Genomic DNA, 17,822 nt, shown 5'->3' with positions numbered 1-17,822 from the left:
AGACTCGTTGCGTTTTACAATGTATACCAGCTATTGATTGGTATTTTCCAACAATACCCGATAAATGGCAAGCCGCAAATATCGGGATGCCGGGGGAGGGCTCCAATGAGGAAGCTGTTTGATACGTTGTCGCGGACCCTCTTCTTGTATAATTTCAGCATCCGCAGCCGGCTGATTCTCTACTTCCTGTTCCTCGTCCTGCTTCCGACAACCATTATATCGGTGACGGTATATAACAAATCAGCCGATATTATCACCCGCAATGTTAATACATCCATTGAGAACAACTTCAATCTCGTTCAGGACAATCTGGCCCAGCGGTTCGAGGCCGCCAATAAATCCATGGTATCGCTCTATCTTAATTCAGAATTTGCTGACCTCATCTCCTCTAACCGGCCCACGGACAGCAGCGGAATCATTAATGAGCTGGCTGCCCTGAGCAAAATTCTCGAGAATTTCCCCGCGAACGGTACGTCTGGAAGCAGCTTTGTCCCTATGCTCTATATGCTGAACCGCCCGGAATATACCCAATATAACTTCTCCAGACGTGTATTCAATATCGATCTCATCTCTCTGAAGCCCTGGTATCTCGGCATTCCGGCCCAATCCGATTTCACTGTCGTCGGACTCAGCTCTCTGGATTCCAAGTACACTCTTAAATTCGCAAGGCGCCTGTTCGGCATCCGGCATGCACAGCTGCCCTTTGTCGGACTGCTCACCATCGATATTCCTGTAGCTGAATTCAGCACACTGCTGGAGCATTACAAGCCTACGCCCGGCAGCAAGGTCTATATCGCAGACGGAACCGGTACGATCGCCATCAGTCCGGAGCCGGCCCTGATCGGGCAGAACATCAACACACAGGACTACTACAGCAAGATGAACGCTCCGGCTGACGGTTCTGCGGGTCTGCATTCTTTTCACCAGATGATCGGCGGTGAGAATATGCTTGTCTCCTACCGGACCATCGACAACACCGGCTGGACCATTCTCTCGTTCTCGCCTGTCCGTGAGCTTAACGGAGAATTAGCCGCCTTCCGCCGGGTGATGTATATCGTGATCGGCATCTGTATGCTGGTCTCGCTTATGATGGCCCTGCTGCTGTCAGAGAATATCTCAGCGCCGATCCGCAAGTTCATCCAGTCGATGTCGCATGCCGAAAGCGGAAATTTCAACATTACCATCCGCTACAGGCGCAAGGATGAATTCGCCTACTTGTTCAACCGCTATAACAAGCTGCTCCAGCAGATTAAGGCGCTGATTGACAAGCTCTATGTGACCGAGCTGCGCAAGAAAGAAGCCGAGCTCCAGACCCTGCAGGCCCAGATCAACCCGCATTTTCTCTACAACACCCTGGATTCGATCAACTGGATCGCCATTAATCACGATATTCCCGAGATCAGCAACATGGTTACCTCCCTCTCGGATTTCTTCAGGTACAGCCTGAGCAAGGGACGGAATATCATCCCGCTCCACGATGAGCTGCGGCAGGTGGAGAGCTATCTGGAGATTCAGCAGTTCCGTTTCCGGGATAGGCTGGAATATGAACTCGAGGAGACGGACCCCAAGCTGCTGGAGGAATGCCTGGTGGTCAAGCTCAGCCTGCAGCCGCTGGTTGAGAATGCCCTGATTCATGGCATTCAGCAGCGCCGGGGTCAAGGCAGAATCCGCATCAGAGTCGACACTTCACAGGGGATTCTCAGCGTTTCGGTATTTGACGACGGCGTGGGGGCAGACCCGGAGCGGCTGAACCTGCTGCTAACCCATCCGCAGCCGGGCAACCAGTCCTATGGTATCCGTAATGTGCATATGAGAATTCAGCAGTTTTTTGGAGAGTCTTACGGAATCCGTTATTACGCTAATACCGAGGATGGCTGCGGCCTGCTTGCGGTGATCCGGTTTCCGGTGGTGACTATATGGGATGAGGTGAGTGAAGATGTTAACGATGATCGTAGCGGATGATGAGCCGTTTATCCGCAGCAGCCTGATCCACGTGTTCAAATGGCAGGAGGAATTCGGAATTGAGATTATAGGGGAGGCGTCTGACGGGCTGGAGGCCTATGAATTATGCCTGAAGCTTGCACCGGATATTCTGTTCACCGATATTATGATGCCGCTGATGGGCGGTCTGCAGGTGGCCGAGAAGCTGCGGGAAGCAGGCAGTCCTACCAAAATCATTATCATCAGCGGCGCCCAGGACTTCTCCTATGCCCGGGACGCGCTGAAGGTGAATGCCGAGGGATATATTCTGAAGCCGGTGAAATTACCCGAGGTCCGGGAGGTCTTCCATCAGGTTGTCGCTAAGCTTAAGGGAGAACGTGAGCATCAGATGGATGTAGAGCAGCTGAGGAAGCAGCTGCAGGACAGCATGCCGGTGATCCGCGACAAGTTCCTGCAGAATCTGATTGCCGGCCTATACCGGAACGAGGATGAAATTTGGCAGAAAATCGATTATTTCGCCCTCCCCTTCAAGCGGGGGACAGCTTTGACAGCCTGTGTACTGCAGCTGGATGAATACCAGAGCGCAGTGGACAAATTCTCGGAGGAATACAAGCAGCTGCTCTATTTTTCCATTCAAAATATTATCAATGAGTGTCTGGTCAGCCACCCGTGCTCCATCAGCTTCGTCGCCAGCGAGAACGAGTTCATTATGCTTTTCTGCCCGGCAGACGATCCCTCGCCCTCTTCCATCTCAGAAGTATGCGGGCAGATCATCAGTAATATCCGCAAGTATCTGCGGCTGGATGCCTCGGCCGGCATTGGCAGAGCTTGTCCCCTGGCCGGCCAGCTGGAGGACTCGTACAAGGATGCGCTGGCCGCGCTGGTATACACATTCTATACCGGGCACGGCTCTGTCCTCTACATTAAGGATATCCAGCCGGAAACGGAGACACTGGAGAGCACTTTCTTCTATAAATTCCAGGCCCGGCTCATGAATGAACTGAAGGCAGGCCATACGGGCACCGTCATGGAGCTGATGGAGCAGCTGTTCACCAGACTGGCCGGACCCAAGCTGCAGATCGGATATGTGCAGAGTATTTGTGCCGAGATGATTTTCACCTCTGCCAGGGCCCTGTATGAGATTGATGAGGATACCCGGCTGGTACAGAGTGACCGGATTACAATTATGGATAAGCTGTACCTTCAGAAGAATATTACCGGCCTGAAGGCGTATATGCTGTCGCTTTTTCATGACTTAAGTGCGTATGTAGCAGGCAAGAACACCTCCAAGAACAGCCGGATCATCAGCAAAATCCATTCTATTATCCAGGAAGGCTACGCCTCTGAGCTCTCCATTTCCAGAATTGCCGAGGAGGTATTCCTGACGCCTAACTATATCAGTCTGATCTTCAAGAAGGAGACCGGTGAGACGATTACCGACTATATCACCCGGATCCGTATAGGCAAAGCGAAGGAGCTGCTGACAAGCACAGACCTCAAAGTAATGGAGATTTCCGAACTCGTGGGCTATGAGAATCCCCATTACTTCAGTACGGTTTTCAAAAAAACCGTTGGCCTGCACCCGCTTAAATACCGCTCTGAACAAAATCAGTGATGCTGATCTCTATCTGATGATATAGGATCTGACGCCTATTCTGGAGTAGATGGCCGTGCTGGCTCCACGTTTACCGGATAACGGCAGGCCGGAACGTGTTGTTAATGTAGCTATATAGGCAAAGTCCGGGTGAAGTCCCTCATCCGCCAGGTATGCCGAGGTCCGGCTGCCCGGCACTCTTTCCCTGTTGAGTGAAGTGATCATCTCAGATGCGCTCTTAATTCCCAGCCCGTGTCCGTAGAAGCGGTCATTCGACAGCATAATCGCGTTCTCCCCCTGCCACTCCGGCTTATCCGGATCATGATCGGGATTCTTGAAGTAGACTACATCCCCCGGCTGTAATTCCGACGGATTGAAGGTGGTGATCATCTTCAGATTGCTGTCATAGTTCCAGTCCCACAGGTACAGATCGGTGAAGTAGCGGTCGAAGGCATTCTCACCGATCATACTGATGGTCGCTCTATATAGAATCATTACCATCGCCATTGCGCATTCGAAGGCATACAGCTGTCCATTTACAAAAATATCATTGATTGCTGCAGAAGGGCTAACCCCTGCCTTCAATTCAAAACCGCCGCCCGCCGTACGATTCCAATATCTTGGATTGCAGCGGGAGTTCTTGAATGTCGAGAAGTCCGTCCCCCCGGCGTTCATCGCTCTGGCTGCAGCGATAATCTCCCCCCGCATTTTAATCTCGAATGCCGGATTCGCAGGAGCCGTGTATCCATACCCCATCCTGCTTCCCCCCTTCATCTTCTTGTCATGAAATATAGGTTATTGTACGTGTCGGGCCTCCTATTGGTGCGTGGGACTTTGCGCCCAGCACTAAATAACCCCACAGAGTGGGGTCTTATCTTCAATAATTATATTAATTCTTGCGCTTCTTGTGTAAGGTTAGGCTAGGCTTCAAAGTAATTTCAAAAGCACGGCCCCAAATATAACCGGGATCATGGTAATGAAGTGCCGCACTGGAATATTCCGCAAATGACCAGGCAGCTCCGCTAATCTGACGGATACTGCAGGCTGGTTCAGGACTCCCGATAAGGAATGCATTTTTTCCGGCAAGGGTGGCCGTATGTGTCTGCATCCGCTCTCTCAGCAGAGCTTGTAAATGAGAATAGTCTTCCGGACTATTAAACAAAAGCATATTTTGATCTGCAATCGCAGCGACATTCACATATAACGAATGGGCTCTTGAATATTCCCGGATTTCACCAATAGCCAGCCTTTTGTAATAGTAATCTTTCAAGAAGCGTTTGAATAAAAGCGACCCGTGAGCGTTAACAGCAGAGCTAAGCGCCGCCGCATCTGTCTCGGTAACCAACAATGCATACCGGGCCTGGCCCATGCCCAGCGCTATCCCGATTTTGTTACCCGGCGTATTCCAGCCGCTATATCCTAATATACTTCCGGTATGCCGGCTGCCCAGCAGGCTTTCAGTTACCGCAGCATCCGCTGCACCGCTGCCGACAAAATCAATCACTACAGACAGAACACCATTGGCGTGGTTAGCCGCAAGGCGGTCAACCGCAGCCGGCGTCTGATCCGCAGCGGTAACCGCGATAATCTCCAAGGCAGCTGAACCGCCCACAGACTCAGACGCTGCACCCACAATGTCCACATGACGCAGAATGTTCTGATGTACATCCATATATTCATACGGACTCGTAATGGTAGAGCCATGGGGTCCGAAGTATTGAACGGCACACTCCGTCTTCGCCCCGTTACGATAGAGCTGATTCGCCATACGCGCCAATAACGCCTGTCCCAGTCCGTCTGCATCCGGCAGAATGATTGCACGCTCCGGATTTTGACCATTCATGCCGCCGAGCCAGCCATTAATGCACTCTTCTACAAAGTGAATCTCGTTAATCTGCACCCCTTGAGTATTGGCATCATCCACACCTACCGCAAGAAAATCAATATATCCCTCCTGCGCCAGCTTCTCCAGAATGTAATGGTTCGTTTTGAACTTATGCTGTCTCGTATTGTAATACTGTTCTTTATCGAAAGTAGCCGTGCTGCCATAGGAACCCGTTGGAGACAGGTTATATCCGCTGAGAATATCTTCAAACTGCGTAAAGCTTCTTCGCGGCTGAAGCATGAAATTGCGTGATTCTGTATAGGCTGCCAAGTCCAGACCTTCTGCAAAAGACGTTGTCGCCAGCCTCATAATCGTATCCAGCACATACACCGGCTTGTCCGGATAAGACTGCTTCACTAAACGGATCACATCCAGCAGGTTCGTGATCTCAGGATCATAGGCCGGATAAGCTCCCCCCGCGTCCGCCCGGAGACGGCGGCTTCCAATCAGGCCCCCGTAGGCGAGCATATCAGTAGAGATTATAAAGCCGTCTGCAGACGCTGCATGATGAAGAATAAATTTCCGGATGCGGGCGGTGTCTCCATATGCCGGTGAAGATGTCGTTAGTAAGGTGGTCCCCGATGATGTCTTGTGCGAATCCAGACGGTTTCTAAGATCATTTACATGCGGGGTGATTACATGGATTCCTGCCGATTTCCCTTGAGTCATAACATCGTCCAGATTGACGGGTCTGTCATCCAATGGTACGTATAGCACCTTCTTCATTTGTATCAAGCTCCCTCTAGTAGCAGATAGGCCCGGATGCCTTCACTTATAAGGTAAATTAGGCAGCTAAAATACAACCTGAAAATAAAAAAATATTAAATTTCCCAATATTGGCATCCATCTATTCAACTATGATACAATAAAACGGAACATATGTTCCTATTTATTCATCGATAATCATCATACACGCCCATATATACATATTATTATTTTTATTTCCAGAAAGGGGTAATCCGCTTTGGATAGAGCACAAACGGTATATGAACGCTACCGGAATGAACTCTGCCGGATAGGTTGGAGAGTACAGTATAGGGCTAAAAAGGCCGGACGGCTGGAATCTCCGCTTTTTGACAATATACAGGCTGGAACAAACTTTACTCAAGCTTCCGAGAACAAAATAATGATTGAGCAGCTCACGGAAGGCCTGCCTGCTTTTGAAAAATCCATCTTATATAACCTCTATCTGGAAGGGTACAGCGAAGCGGAGGTCGCCAAGCAATTCAATATGAGCCAACAGGCGGTGAGCAAATGGAAAAAGAAGATCATCCACCAGCTATCTCAGACAACGAAATTACAAGACTGATCCAAGCGGCCAAAAATAAAGAAGCCGCAGCGATGCTGCAGCTCCTTGAATTATTCCAGCCAGATATACAGAAGTTGAGCCAGTATGCCCGGTTACCCGATGAAGAGGCCGCCTCAGAAATTATCGTGGAGTTTCTTGAATTTATATCTGCACATGAAGAGACTACTCCTTGAACCCGGGCGCCTCCTGGAACCAGCCATTCACCTGCGCAGTCTCCTCGGTCAGAATATCGAGATAAATGGATGTACGGTAATCCGGTTCAGCCGGTACATTAATGTGTTGGTATGGATATGCAGAGCTTTGGTCAAGACTTTTACCATTAAGCTGAGGGAGCGGGCTGATCATGCGCTGTTTGGTGGATATGAGGAATGCCGCATGAGTAAAGACGTTTTCGAGTTATAGAATCTTTTTGTGCATATATGCTTGGGAACACTTAAAGCATTATCCAAAGCTTTTGGATAAATTCAGCAGACCATTGCCCTCAATGATATATTCTGCAGACCCTAGGTTAAAAGCTTGATAAGCTAGATCTGTCAGTGAACTTAATGAAACAATCAAGAAGATTAAGGATTAAGCATAGTCGTCATTCAATAAAGAGCCAGCCTGTTCCATGATGTTCGATATCGGACTTCAATGATCAGGCTGCTTTGTATTGCTTGAATCCCTACTCAGAATAGACCGTTGGAGTGATTAATGTTATTATTTTACATAATTAGGCATTTAAAGAGAGGGTTGAAGCTTGATGAACGCCAGATTATTCCGAAATATAGCGGTAATTACATTTTGTGTGGCCGTTCTCCTGTTTATCATCGATACGGTTTTTGTTTTTGATGATTCCTGGTTCAACGGAACTGGTATAATATCCACTTTTGTACTACCTCCTGTGGGGATATTGTCTGGTGTGCTAGCTTACCGGAAAACTGAATCAAGAATTGACGGTTTACTTATATTTGCCAACATATCTGCCCTGTTTATCTATTTCGCCTTCATGTTTATCGGTACTCTATTGCTCGGCCCCTGACTGTAACACAAAGAAGCAAGGATAGGATGATAAGACATCCTGGTCCTTGCTTCTCTAGTTATATGGAGCTATTATGAGCAGGCACCGGCTACTTGAGCAGCGATGAAATAAGCTCTGACTGCGAAGGCAGCCCAGCCGCTCATACCATTCGTGCATTCGAGAACCTTGACATCACAGAAGCAACTGACAGAAAACAGGCGGAATGGATTGGTTTTTTTATATTTTCATAGATAATATGTTCTATTGTTCAATCTATATTTGTGAAAATGGGAAGCAGAGGCAGTTACTCCTTGAACCCGGGCGTCTCCTGGAACCAGCCATTCACCTGCGCGGTCTCCTCGGTCAGAATATCGAGATAAATGGATGTACGGTAATCCGTTTCCTTCAGGCTCCTGCCTGTAATCTCGGCGATCCGGTTCAGCCGGTACATTAATGTATTGGTATGGATATGCAGAAAGGCGGCCGATTCCTTCAGATTCCCGTTCATCGTCAGGTAGACGGCAATGGTCTTGAGGAAATCACTCTTATGCTCGCGGTCATGCTCCTTCAGCGGGTAGAGCAGAGCGCTGCGCCGTGTGCGGCTGCGCTTCTGCTCCAGAATGGCCGGAAGGTAGGCCCAGAAGCCAATCTCTTCATAGAGCAGCAGCTCACGGGCGTGATAAGGCAGCAGCTTCTTAATCTCCAGAATCTGCAGCGCTTCGCGGTAAGCGGCGGCCGCAGAAGTATATTCGCGGTAGCCCGGACTGCAGCCGGCCTTCAGCCTGCAGCCTTCGCTTGCGCCCATATCCCGGATCAGCTTCTGCACGAACGAGGACAGCCGCTCCGTCCCTTCCACCGGGAACACAAACGAGAACAGAATAATCAGCCGGTTCTGCTCGGCAGTCTGGAACAGCAGCCGCTGTCCGGCATAGGCATCCATAATCCGGCGGAAATTCTGCAGGAAATGCTCATCCACCGGCTTATCGCTCTCCAGTACCCCGATATAATAGCTCTCCGGCAGCAGAATGGACCCGGCCTCCGCCTCCTGGCGGATGCGCAGCTCGCTCTCATAATGCGAGGTCAGCAGCTTCCAGAAGAAATCCTCGAATGTCTTCTCCTGCTTCGTCTTCCAGCCCCGCTGCTTCAGCAGATAACGCCCGGCAATGCCTGCGGCTTTTTCGACAATCCGTTCGGCATGGCCTTCGGCGAGATTCCCGCGGTCCACCACCCAGATGTAGCCGAGAATCTCCTGCTGGTGTTTGATGCACATAGCCAAGCGGGGGCCCAGACCTACCTCCATGACTGCAGGAATGCGGATGGGGTGGCTGGTATTCTCCAGATCATGCATGACCCCTTTTTTGCGGAGGCCTATAATCACCGTATTCGGAACTCTTTTGCCGATAATGGTCGAGATACGGGCCGGATCGCTCTCAAACTGATGGGAGCTGTACCCGATCACATGATGGTTGCTGTCCTCAATCGTCACCTGCGACTGAAGCGATTCGCTGATGGTATCCGCGAGGGATTCCATGCTGTCAAAAAAACGGTCAAATGTATGCTCTGATTCTGTCAATGTGCCCACCCCAACCTGAAGAATAACAGAAGCTTTAATCAATTTCTCTGTAGAATTGATTACATTATATTACACCGCTTGGCAGTTGCCTATAGGAACATCCAAGAAACACGGAGGAAACCTAACATGGACATTCAGTCTGCATAAAAATAGCCCGGCGATTGCCCGCCGGACTGTAAGGTGGTACCCCTCTACTCTTGTGTGATCTGTAAGCTCTATATGCTAGATCAGAGTGAACTCTTGTTCTACTGCTTTCTCTACCGTGAAGTACTCTTCCCCAAGAGCTTCTGCCACGGCTTGGCAGGTGATCTTTCCGTTGGCTACGTTGACACCGCTCTTCAGGCCGGCATTGTCTTCGATCGCCTGGAACACGCCTTTATTTGCAATTTGCAGCGCATATGGAACCGTTACGTTGGTTAAAGCAATGGTCGAGGTTTTGGCCACGGCACCCGGCATATTTGCTACCGAGTAGTGCAGAACGCCGTGTTTCTCGAATACAGGATGATCATGTGTGGTGACACGGTCAATCGTTTCAACGATACCGCCCTGGTCAATGGCCACGTCTACAATGACGGAGCCAGGCTTCATGGTTTTGACCATTTCTTCAGTAACCAGCTTAGGAGCTTTAGCCCCCGGAATCAGCACTGCGCCTACCAGCAGGTCTGCTTCAGCAACAGCTTTGGCAATGTTATATGGGTTAGAGATCAGGGTGCTGATCTGAGAACCGAAGATATCATCCAGCTGACGCAGTCTGTCCGCGCTAAGGTCGACAATGGTAACCTCTGCGCCAAGGCCGATCGCCATTTTAGCTGCATTAGTACCTACCACGCCGCCGCCGATTATGCTAACCTTACCGCGGCTTACGCCGGGAACACCGGAGAGCAGAATGCCTTGTCCGCCGTAGTTCTTCTGCAGGAACTGTGCGCCGAGCTGCACGGACATGCGTCCGGCTACTTCGCTCATCGGTGTGAGCAGCGGCAGTGTACGTCCATCCACTACAGTTTCATAGCCGATGGCGAATACGCCTTTGTCTTTCAGGGCAGCTGCAAGGGCAGGCTCTGGAGCAAGGTGCAGGTAAGTGAAGAGAATGAGACCCGGACGGAAGTAACCATATTCGCTTTCGAGCGGCTCTTTAACTTTCATAACCATTTCAGCGGCAGCCCAGACCGCTGCGGCTTCTGCAATCAGTTCTGCTCCGGCTGTGGCATATTCCTCATTCAGGAATCCGCTGCCCGCGCCGGCTCCGGCTTCAACCAGTACTTTATGTCCATCGGCTACCAGACTTACCACTCCTGCAGGGGTAATCGCTACACGGTTTTCATTATTCTTAATTTCTTTAGGTACACCAATAATCATTGTTATTCGCTCCCGTCTTGTGTGGATCTCTTATGTAAAGAATCATAACATACGATTTCCTGCGGCATTTTGGGTAAAAAGAAAAACATTATCTGCCATGATTGTGTTTTTACACAATGGGATGATATAACCGTGAGATAGAACGTTTCCTTGCACAAGAGCAGTATCCAGCCGGTGAAATGTAAAGTTATGTTCCATATTCTCAGGTTTTTTGTTACTTCTGAGGCTTTTTGCGATCTGCTATTCTTGATTTGCAAGCCTATACAGTTATACAGGGAGGTTGTCGCTTTTGAAAAAAACACGCTGGATCGCCGGAATTACATCACTCGTTCTTATAATGGGCCTGGCTACAGGCTGTGGTAACAGCAGCAATTCATCTGCAGCCAATAATGAAAGCCCTGCCAAAGGCAATGGGGCAACATCTGCAAGCCCGGTAACCCTCAAAATGTGGGGCGGCGTTCCGCCGGAATCCGGACCGCAGGAGGTCATTGATAACTGGAACAAGGAGCATCCCGAAATTCAGGTGGAATATGTACGCTTTGTTAATGACGACGACGGGAACCTCAAGCTAGATACGGCCATGATCACCGGGCAGGATGTAGATTTATTCGTGAACTACACGATTTCCCATGCCTCCAAGCGGGTAGAATCGGGTCTGGCGCTGGATCTAAGTACCTTTACCGATTACAACATCGACGAGAAAATGGGCATTGACGCCGAGAGCTGGAAGATTGATGGCAAGTATTACGGCGTTCCCACTACCAAAAGCCCGTTCTTCATCGCTTTGAACAAGGAGGCTCTTGACGCGGCGAACCTGCCGGTTCCGAAGGAATGGACCTGGAATGAGCTGCGTGAATATGCGAAGAAGCTGAAGACCGGCGACCAGTACGGATTCATTCAGAATATGGAGCCGTTCGTGGACCCTATCGACTCCGTGCTCTCCCAGGAGGGCTACACTAAGGCTGACGGCACCTCCAATCTGGATCATCCGCTCGTCAAGCAATGGCTGGAAACGCTGAACGGAATGATGAAGGACGATAAGACCACACCGCCGCTTGGCGAGCAATTGACATCCAAAATGCCGGTCGAGCAGGTCTTCCTCAGTGGAGAGGTACCGATGCTCAATATCGGGGCGTGGCTGCTGCGCAGCTCGAATAACTTCACGGATTTCCCGCGTGATTTCACCATTGCCTTCGCGCCGGTACCCCGGCTTGCCGAAGCTGCAGATGATTATGTGTCCCGCGGGGGATTAGGTGATTATATCTCCATTAATGCCAAGTCCAAGAAGCAGGAAGCGGCTTGGGAATTCCTGAAATGGTATTCCGATGGCGGCATGTCACCGATGGCAGCAGGCGGAAGACTCCCGGCCTCGAAGGATGCCAATCAGGATGATGCGGTGAAAAGTCTCATTGGCGACAAAAGCGATTCCTACGATCTGGATTCCCTGATGTATGTCATGTTCGACAATCAGACTCCGACCTATGTACGCAGCCTGCCTCAGGAAGTGATGGATCTTCGCTCACAGGAATACGAGAAATACTTCCTCGACTCACAGTCGCTGGATCAGACGGTGCAGGCCATGGTAACCCGGCATAACGAATATTTGAAGCAGAACAAGTAGCGGCAGAAATTACAATTGTGAAAGCACATGTACAACCAGGGAGGATTGCCAGAGGATCAATGGCGCCTCCTTTTCTTTTTGTCAAGCAACAGTAATAGAACAAAACTATGTATTTATAGCAGGCAATCCGTGCCCGCTGGAACAAAACCATGCAATTTAAGGTATTGGCTGTGCTGCTTTTTTATTATGCTATAATCTAAACCATAGAGACCCTTATCCTCCCGGACCGGGCAGGTGCAATCGTGTTTGGAGGTGCAGCCGTGTGTCAAAGCTCATGCGAATTCTGATTCCCCAGAAATTGAAATACCGCCTGTTTACCGCCTTTGTATGTCTGATTCTGCTGCCCTTTGGCGCATTGAATATGTATAACTACCAGCGCATTGAGACGCTGGTCCAGAAGAAAATCAGCCAGCAAAGCCACTACCAGCTGGAGCAGATGTACCGCACGCTGGAGGATCAGATCAGCATTGCCTTCAAGACGCTGCTGTTCCTGAAGCAGGATGACACCGTCAAGTCCGTGCTGCTCCATCCCGGACAGCGTAATGAGCTGGAGAATAAACGGCTGATGGAGAATATTTTCAAGAACCTGAACAACAGCTTCTTCCTGTACAATCCTTCGGTCTATTTCATGATTCTGGACCTAACTGAAAGCGCATACACCTCGTATCCGCCTAAGGATTCTCTAGTTTACTCAGCACTAAAGGCTAATCCTGGGTTTGACCGGGGCCAGATGAATACCAGCTCTTATCACTGGGTGCCCAATGACACCAACTACGTGCTGCGCGATGTCTCCACCAGCGCCTACCTTCTATCCTTGTACGCATACCTGGAGGATGCCCGGAACAAGCCCTATGGGATGGCCCGGATCAGCATCGATTATACGTACTGGCTGCGCTCCATTCATAAGCAGTCGGATCTGGAGCAGCAGTATTTCCTGATCACCCGCTCGGGAGAAGATATCTCCCAGTCCGTTCCGGGCAGTCTTTTATCTGCGAAGGTGAAGGCAGGGTTCGCCGGGCAGCCTGGACAGCAGTATTTTATTGACAAGGATTCGAATTCGCTGATTAATTACATTTATGTGGAATCGCTGGACTGGTATATCGTCAACCGGATTCCGCTGTCTGTGCTATTCGTGGAGATCGAAGGGCTGAAGCAGCAGTACTTTATTACGTTCTTTGTCCTGACAAGCATCTTCCTGATGATGACCTTCGTGATTGCTACGACCATCACACGCCCCCTGTCCCATTTGCAGAACAAGATGAAGGCCGCCGTGCAGAAGAGCCTCAAAATCCGCCTGCCGGAGCATAAATTCAGCGGGGAGATCCTGGATCTGACCCGGACCTTCAATACCATGCTTGACGATACTCACCTGCTGATCCAGAAGCTGAAGGCCGAGGAGCGCCAGAAGGAGGCTGTACATTTTCAAATGCTGCTGGCCCAGACGAATCCCCACTTCCTGCTGAACACGCTGAATACAATTAAATGGATTGCCATCCGTGAGCATAATGAGGATATTACAAACATGACCCTGTCGCTCGGCAAGCTGCTGGAGGCCAGTCTGAATACCGATAAGGACCTGATCCACCTGAAGGATGAGATAGAGCTTGTAGAGGCCTATGTCCATATCCAGCAGGTCCGCTACGCCCACAAATTCGAATTAACCTGCCGCTACGACGAGGATGTTCTGTATGCGCTGGTTCCCAAGCTCAGCCTCCAGCCGCTGGTCGAGAACGCTATTATTCACGGGATCAGCAGACTGCCCGGCAACGGCCTGATTGAGCTGATCGTGCACCGCGAAGAGAACCGGCTGATTGTAGAGATCAGGGACAACGGCGTAGGCATGGAGCAGGCAGGTTTGAACAAGGTCCCGCGCAAGCGTCCGGGTATCGGGCTGAGCAATATTCAGGAGCGCCTGCGGCTGCTCTATCGCGAAGAGGGGACTTTGGAGGTTCTCTCCACCGGTGAAGGTGTCACCGTCCGCTTCACTATACCGCTTCTATTGTCTGCACCTTACGGCAACGAACATCCGGCTTAAGCGCATTTATACGGGAGGGAATCACATATGTGGAAAGTACTGCTGGTCGAGGATGAGGTTTTTGTACGGGAGAGCGTCCGCGAGATTATTGCCTGGGAAGAGCTCGGGTTCACTGTCAGCGGAGAAGCGGGCAATGGTGCAGAAGCGCTGGAGATGATCCGGCAGGATGCTCCCGATCTGGTGATTTCGGATATTGTCATGCCGGAGATGGATGGCGTCGAGCTGCTGCGCAGAACCCGTGAAGAGGGCTACGATTCCCGCTTCGTCATGCTTACCTGTATGAGCGATTTCGAGAATGTACGTCAGGCGATGGAATACGGGGCCTCCAACTATATCCTGAAGCTGTCCATGAGTGTGAATTCACTGCGCGACACACTGCGCAAGATCAATAATGAACTGGTGAAGAGCCAGGAGAACCGCAAGGCAAACGCGGGCCCGCCCGGTTCTGCTGTTCCCCTGCCGCTGCCTCATGAGGAGATCACCAGCCATCCCGAGATCCAGAAGATCCTCCAGTATCTGCACGCCCATTATGATGAGGATATTACCGTCAAGTCGATGTCCCAGTATGTCATGATGGCCGAGAATTATGTCAGCACCCTGTTCAAAAAGAAAACCGGCCAGACCCTGATCCATTATCTGCATCAGATAAGAGTGGACCAGGCCATCCGGCTCCTGATCCACTCCGATCTGCCGGTATACGAGATTGGCAACCGGGTCGGCTTCGTCAACGATAACTATTTCATCAAAATTTTCAAACGCCTCACTGCGCAGACGCCGAGCCAGTACCGGCATACTCAGCGGCATAATACAGAATCTGTAAGCATATAGCCTGGCTTCAATAAACGCTTAGCTCTACTAAACAGCGGCCTTCCTTCCGGGAATGCCGCTGTTTGCTGTGAACCGGGATAGAACAAAACTACGATCGGGCCGCCCGCCGATACGGGGCAAATGTATATTTCTGTAGCATGAAGTCGTTGGTTTTGTTCCTTAACCCCTCTTAGGCCGCTTGTTATGCTTGTAGTGTGATCAAAGTAATCAAAAGACCTAAAGGAGTGGGGCTATGTGAAGGCATCCTGGATGAAGCGGCAGCAGTACCTGGGCTATCTGTTTATCGGGCCAAATATGATTGGCGTGATTTTATTTTTCATCATACCTGCCGTCTATTCTTTCTATCTCATGTTTACAGACTATAAGTTTATGAGTCCCCATACCAAGTTTATTGGGCTGGCCAACATCCGGCGGATGCTTGGGGATGAGGTATTCTATATCGCTATCAAGAACACACTGCTGTTCCTGGTCTCTGTCCCGGTCTCGATCGGGCTGGCGTTCATCGTTGCCGTTGTGCTGAACCGGTCCGTGTATTTGAAAAAGCTGCTCCGCGCCCTGTACTTCATGCCTTATATTACAAGCGGAGTCGCTGTAGCCTTTGTCTGGATGCTGCTGTTCCATCCGAACAACGGGCCGATTAACGGTATTCTCCGCTCGGTCGGCATCGCGAATCCGCCCGGCTGGCTGTCCACCATGGAGACCTCCATGTATGCGATCGACATCATCTGGATCTGGTTCATGCTCGGCTATAACATGATTATCTATCTGGCCGCCCTGCAGGAAGTGTCAGGGGAGCTGCTGGAAGCCGCCAAAATCGACGGCGCCCGCACCTGGCAGACAGTCCGCAGTATCCTGTGGCCGCTGGTCAGTCCGACCACCTTCCTGCTGCTGATTACCGGACTGATCATGTCGATCAAGCAGTTCGGGATCATTCAGGCGATCACGCAGGGCGGACCGGGGAACAGCACCACCGTGTTATCTTTGTTCATCTATCAGAATGCCTTCCGCTATTACGAAATGGGCTATGCTTCAGCGGTCTCCTGGGCCCTGTTCCTGATCATTCTGATTTTCACCGTGATTCAATGGCTGGGCCAGAAACGCTGGGTTCACTACTAAGGAGCTGAGAACATGAATAAAGCCGTAGTTACCAAAAGCATTGCCACACTCATCATGCTGTTCTTCAGCATCGTCATGATTGTACCCTTCATCTGGATGATCAGCACTTCATTCAAGACACCTGCCGAGGTCTTTCAATATCCGGTCCAGTGGATTCCCAGCCATTTCAACTGGAGCCATCATGTTAAGGTCTGGACCGGTCAGGGCAGCTTCGTGCCTTACTATCTGAATTCCCTTAAGGTGGCTATTCTGAGCACTATAGGTGCCGTATCCCTGTCCGCCTTAGCCGCTTATGGGTTTGCCAGAATTGAGTTCAAAGGGCGGAACACCATGTTCATGGTTTATCTGTCCATGATGATGGTTCCCCCGCAGGTGCTGTTCGTGCCCAAATTCATCATGTTCGACTGGGCCGGCATCTACAACACCCACTGGGCGCTGATCCTGCCCGGAATGTTCACCATCTTCGGCGTATTCATGATGCGGCAGTTCTTCCTCTCCGTGCCTCATGAAATTTCAGAGGCCGCCTTCATCGACGGCGCAGGCCACTTCCGTATCTTCTCGCGCATTATCCTGCCGATGGCTAAGCCGTCGCTGGCCACGCTGGCCATCATCGACTTCTCCTGGCACTGGAATGACTATGAGAATGCGCTCGTCTTCCTGATTGACCATGATCTGTTCACCGTCCCGCTCGGGCTGCAGAATTTCATCCTGGAGAACAATGTCGACTACAACGGCATGATGGCCGCTGCAACAGCCGGAATCATTCCCATGATCCTCGTCTTCCTGCTCGGCCAGAAATACATTATTGAAGGTGTGGCCAGCTCAGCGGTCAAGGGCTGACCCCGCCTATAAATAAAGGAGCTATGCCACAGATCGTACGGTGGCATAGCTCCTTTTAAGTTTTTCTTCAGTTACGACAACCCTGCTTTGGTCAAGCCATATGCCGCATCAGATGAACCCGGTACGGTGGTAAAGCCTACGTTCACCCGGTTCCAGGCGTTGATCGCCATGATGGAGAAGGACAGATCGGAGATTTCCTGCTCGGACAGCTGTCCACGGACACGGTCATACAGCTCATCAGGCACGCCGTGCTCCGGCAGCTTGGTCAGTACCTCCGTCCAGGCGAGTGCAGCCCGTTCACGCGGAGAGAACAGTGTTGATTCCCGCCAGATAGAGATGTGATAGAGACGCAGTTCACTCTCGCCGTTAATCTTGGCCTGCTTCACATGCATGTCCAGGCAGAAGCCGCAGCCGTTCATCTGTGAAGCCCGGATGGACACCAGATCTTCAATTTTCTCCTCAATAGAGCTGTTCTTCAAGGCCATGCTGAAATCGAGAAACTTCTTGAAAAGCTCCGGGGACTGCTGCATATAATTCACACGTTGTGCCATAACTATACTCCTCCTATTGGGCTGGTTGTTGTAGTTAAGGTCCGGTCCAGACATTGTCTTCCGCCTGGCGTTTTCCGGCCTTGTTCCGCCCTTCGGACATATAACGAGACAGCTATTCGTTCTGTGACAATGCAGCAGCAGATTTTTTGTCCGGTCCAGTTTTCAGACGTACC

Annotated in this window: 14 protein-coding genes; 9 read left to right on the top strand and 5 right to left on the bottom strand. The window is 50.6% G+C overall.

Features of this window, described 5'->3' with window-relative positions; translation table 11 throughout:
* The first annotated feature begins 105 nt into the window (after positions 1–105).
* The gene (locus tag NSU01_RS01320) at positions 106–1,962 is read left to right on the top strand and encodes a sensor histidine kinase (RefSeq protein WP_076243473.1); all 1,857 of its coding nucleotides are present in this window, start codon (positions 106–108) and stop codon (positions 1,960–1,962) included.
* On the top strand, positions 1,937–3,556 hold the full coding sequence (locus NSU01_RS01315) for a response regulator (protein WP_076243472.1): 1,620 nt from the start codon (positions 1,937–1,939) through the stop codon (positions 3,554–3,556). The genes NSU01_RS01320 and NSU01_RS01315 overlap by 26 nt, the downstream gene beginning before the upstream one ends.
* 9 nt (positions 3,557–3,565) lie before the next feature.
* Here NSU01_RS01315 and NSU01_RS01310 read toward each other — a convergent pair whose 3' ends face one another.
* Together NSU01_RS01310 and NSU01_RS01305 are read right to left on the bottom strand one after the other, a co-directional pair.
* The gene (locus NSU01_RS01310; protein WP_076243471.1) at positions 3,566–4,291 is read right to left on the bottom strand and encodes a protein-glutamine gamma-glutamyltransferase; all 726 of its coding nucleotides are present in this window, start codon (positions 4,289–4,291) and stop codon (positions 3,566–3,568) included.
* Positions 4,292–4,424: 133 nt separating this feature from the next.
* A complete protein-coding gene (locus NSU01_RS01305) occupies positions 4,425–6,146 on the bottom strand; it encodes a DUF4127 family protein (protein ID WP_076243470.1) in 1,722 nt (573 codons plus the stop codon).
* Positions 6,147–6,384: 238 nt separating this feature from the next.
* Here NSU01_RS01305 and NSU01_RS01300 point away from each other — a divergent pair, with 238 nt between their 5' ends.
* Together NSU01_RS01300 and NSU01_RS01295 are read left to right on the top strand one after the other, a co-directional pair.
* Entirely contained in the window at positions 6,385–6,729 is a 345-nt protein-coding gene (locus NSU01_RS01300) for a sigma-70 family RNA polymerase sigma factor (RefSeq protein ID WP_076243469.1), read from the top strand.
* Positions 6,675–6,902: a helix-turn-helix domain-containing protein gene (locus tag NSU01_RS01295; protein WP_144026044.1), complete on the top strand. Its 228-nt coding sequence runs from the start codon at positions 6,675–6,677 to the stop codon at positions 6,900–6,902. The genes NSU01_RS01300 and NSU01_RS01295 overlap by 55 nt, the downstream gene beginning before the upstream one ends.
* Positions 6,903–8,033: 1,131 nt before the next feature.
* Here NSU01_RS01295 and NSU01_RS01290 read toward each other — a convergent pair.
* Both NSU01_RS01290 and ald read right to left on the bottom strand, forming a co-directional pair.
* Positions 8,034–9,302: a helix-turn-helix domain-containing protein gene (locus NSU01_RS01290; protein WP_052421626.1), complete on the bottom strand. Its 1,269-nt coding sequence runs from the start codon at positions 9,300–9,302 to the stop codon at positions 8,034–8,036.
* A 222-nt stretch (positions 9,303–9,524) separates the two neighbouring features.
* Positions 9,525–10,658 carry an alanine dehydrogenase gene (gene ald / locus NSU01_RS01285; protein WP_076243467.1) on the bottom strand — a complete coding sequence of 378 codons (1,134 nt, stop codon included), beginning with the start codon at positions 10,656–10,658 and terminating at the stop codon, positions 9,525–9,527.
* A 289-nt stretch (positions 10,659–10,947) separates the two neighbouring features.
* Here ald and NSU01_RS01280 point away from each other — a divergent pair, with 289 nt between their 5' ends.
* The 5 genes from NSU01_RS01280 to NSU01_RS01260 all read left to right on the top strand — a co-directional run bounded on the left by NSU01_RS01280 (position 10,948) and on the right by NSU01_RS01260 (position 17,098).
* Entirely contained in the window at positions 10,948–12,279 is a 1,332-nt protein-coding gene (locus tag NSU01_RS01280) for an extracellular solute-binding protein (RefSeq protein ID WP_256703811.1), read from the top strand.
* Positions 12,280–12,541: 262 nt separating this feature from the next.
* Positions 12,542–14,314, top strand: coding sequence for a sensor histidine kinase (locus NSU01_RS01275; RefSeq protein ID WP_144026043.1), 1,773 nt, complete (start codon positions 12,542–12,544; stop codon positions 14,312–14,314).
* A gap of 27 nt (positions 14,315–14,341) precedes the next feature.
* Entirely contained in the window at positions 14,342–15,142 is an 801-nt protein-coding gene (locus NSU01_RS01270; protein ID WP_042132836.1) for a response regulator, read from the top strand.
* A 234-nt stretch (positions 15,143–15,376) separates the two neighbouring features.
* Positions 15,377–16,258, top strand: coding sequence for a sugar ABC transporter permease (locus tag NSU01_RS01265; protein WP_042132835.1), 882 nt, complete (start codon positions 15,377–15,379; stop codon positions 16,256–16,258).
* A gap of 12 nt (positions 16,259–16,270) precedes the next feature.
* Positions 16,271–17,098, top strand: a complete 828-nt coding sequence (locus NSU01_RS01260) for a carbohydrate ABC transporter permease (RefSeq protein ID WP_042132834.1) — start codon at positions 16,271–16,273, stop codon at positions 17,096–17,098.
* Positions 17,099–17,169: 71 nt separating this feature from the next.
* On the opposite strand, the gene NSU01_RS01255 is transcribed toward NSU01_RS01260, so the two are convergent.
* Positions 17,170–17,649 (bottom strand): carboxymuconolactone decarboxylase family protein, encoded by a 480-nt coding sequence (locus tag NSU01_RS01255; RefSeq protein WP_042132833.1) that lies wholly within the window; start codon positions 17,647–17,649, stop codon positions 17,170–17,172.
* Positions 17,650–17,822: the final 173 nt, after the last annotated feature.

Origin of the sequence: Paenibacillus sp. FSL H8-0259 (genome assembly GCF_037963255.1) — a bacterium.
Lineage (GTDB): Bacteria > Bacillota > Bacilli > Paenibacillales > Paenibacillaceae > Paenibacillus_AQ > Paenibacillus_AQ phytohabitans.
Note: the sequence above shows the minus strand (reverse complement) of the source record. Positions and strands in the feature narration are given on the sequence as shown.

Excerpts from the sequence above, each read along its gene's own strand:
- NSU01_RS01320 (WP_076243473.1), top strand. The coding sequence starts at position 106 with ATGAGGAAGCTGTTTGATACGTTGTCGCGGACCCTCTTCTTGTATAAT.
- NSU01_RS01315 (WP_076243472.1), top strand. The coding sequence starts at position 1,937 with ATGTTAACGATGATCGTAGCGGATGATGAGCCGTTTATCCGCAGCAGC.
- NSU01_RS01310 (WP_076243471.1), bottom strand. The coding sequence starts at position 4,291 with ATGGGGTATGGATACACGGCTCCTGCGAATCCGGCATTCGAGATTAAA.
- NSU01_RS01305 (WP_076243470.1), bottom strand. The coding sequence starts at position 6,146 with ATGAAGAAGGTGCTATACGTACCATTGGATGACAGACCCGTCAATCTG.
- NSU01_RS01295 (WP_144026044.1), top strand. The coding sequence starts at position 6,675 with ATGGAAAAAGAAGATCATCCACCAGCTATCTCAGACAACGAAATTACA.
- ald (WP_076243467.1), bottom strand. The coding sequence starts at position 10,658 with ATGATTATTGGTGTACCTAAAGAAATTAAGAATAATGAAAACCGTGTA.
- NSU01_RS01270 (WP_042132836.1), top strand. The coding sequence starts at position 14,342 with ATGTGGAAAGTACTGCTGGTCGAGGATGAGGTTTTTGTACGGGAGAGC.
- NSU01_RS01260 (WP_042132834.1), top strand. The coding sequence starts at position 16,271 with ATGAATAAAGCCGTAGTTACCAAAAGCATTGCCACACTCATCATGCTG.
- NSU01_RS01255 (WP_042132833.1), bottom strand. The coding sequence starts at position 17,649 with ATGGCACAACGTGTGAATTATATGCAGCAGTCCCCGGAGCTTTTCAAG.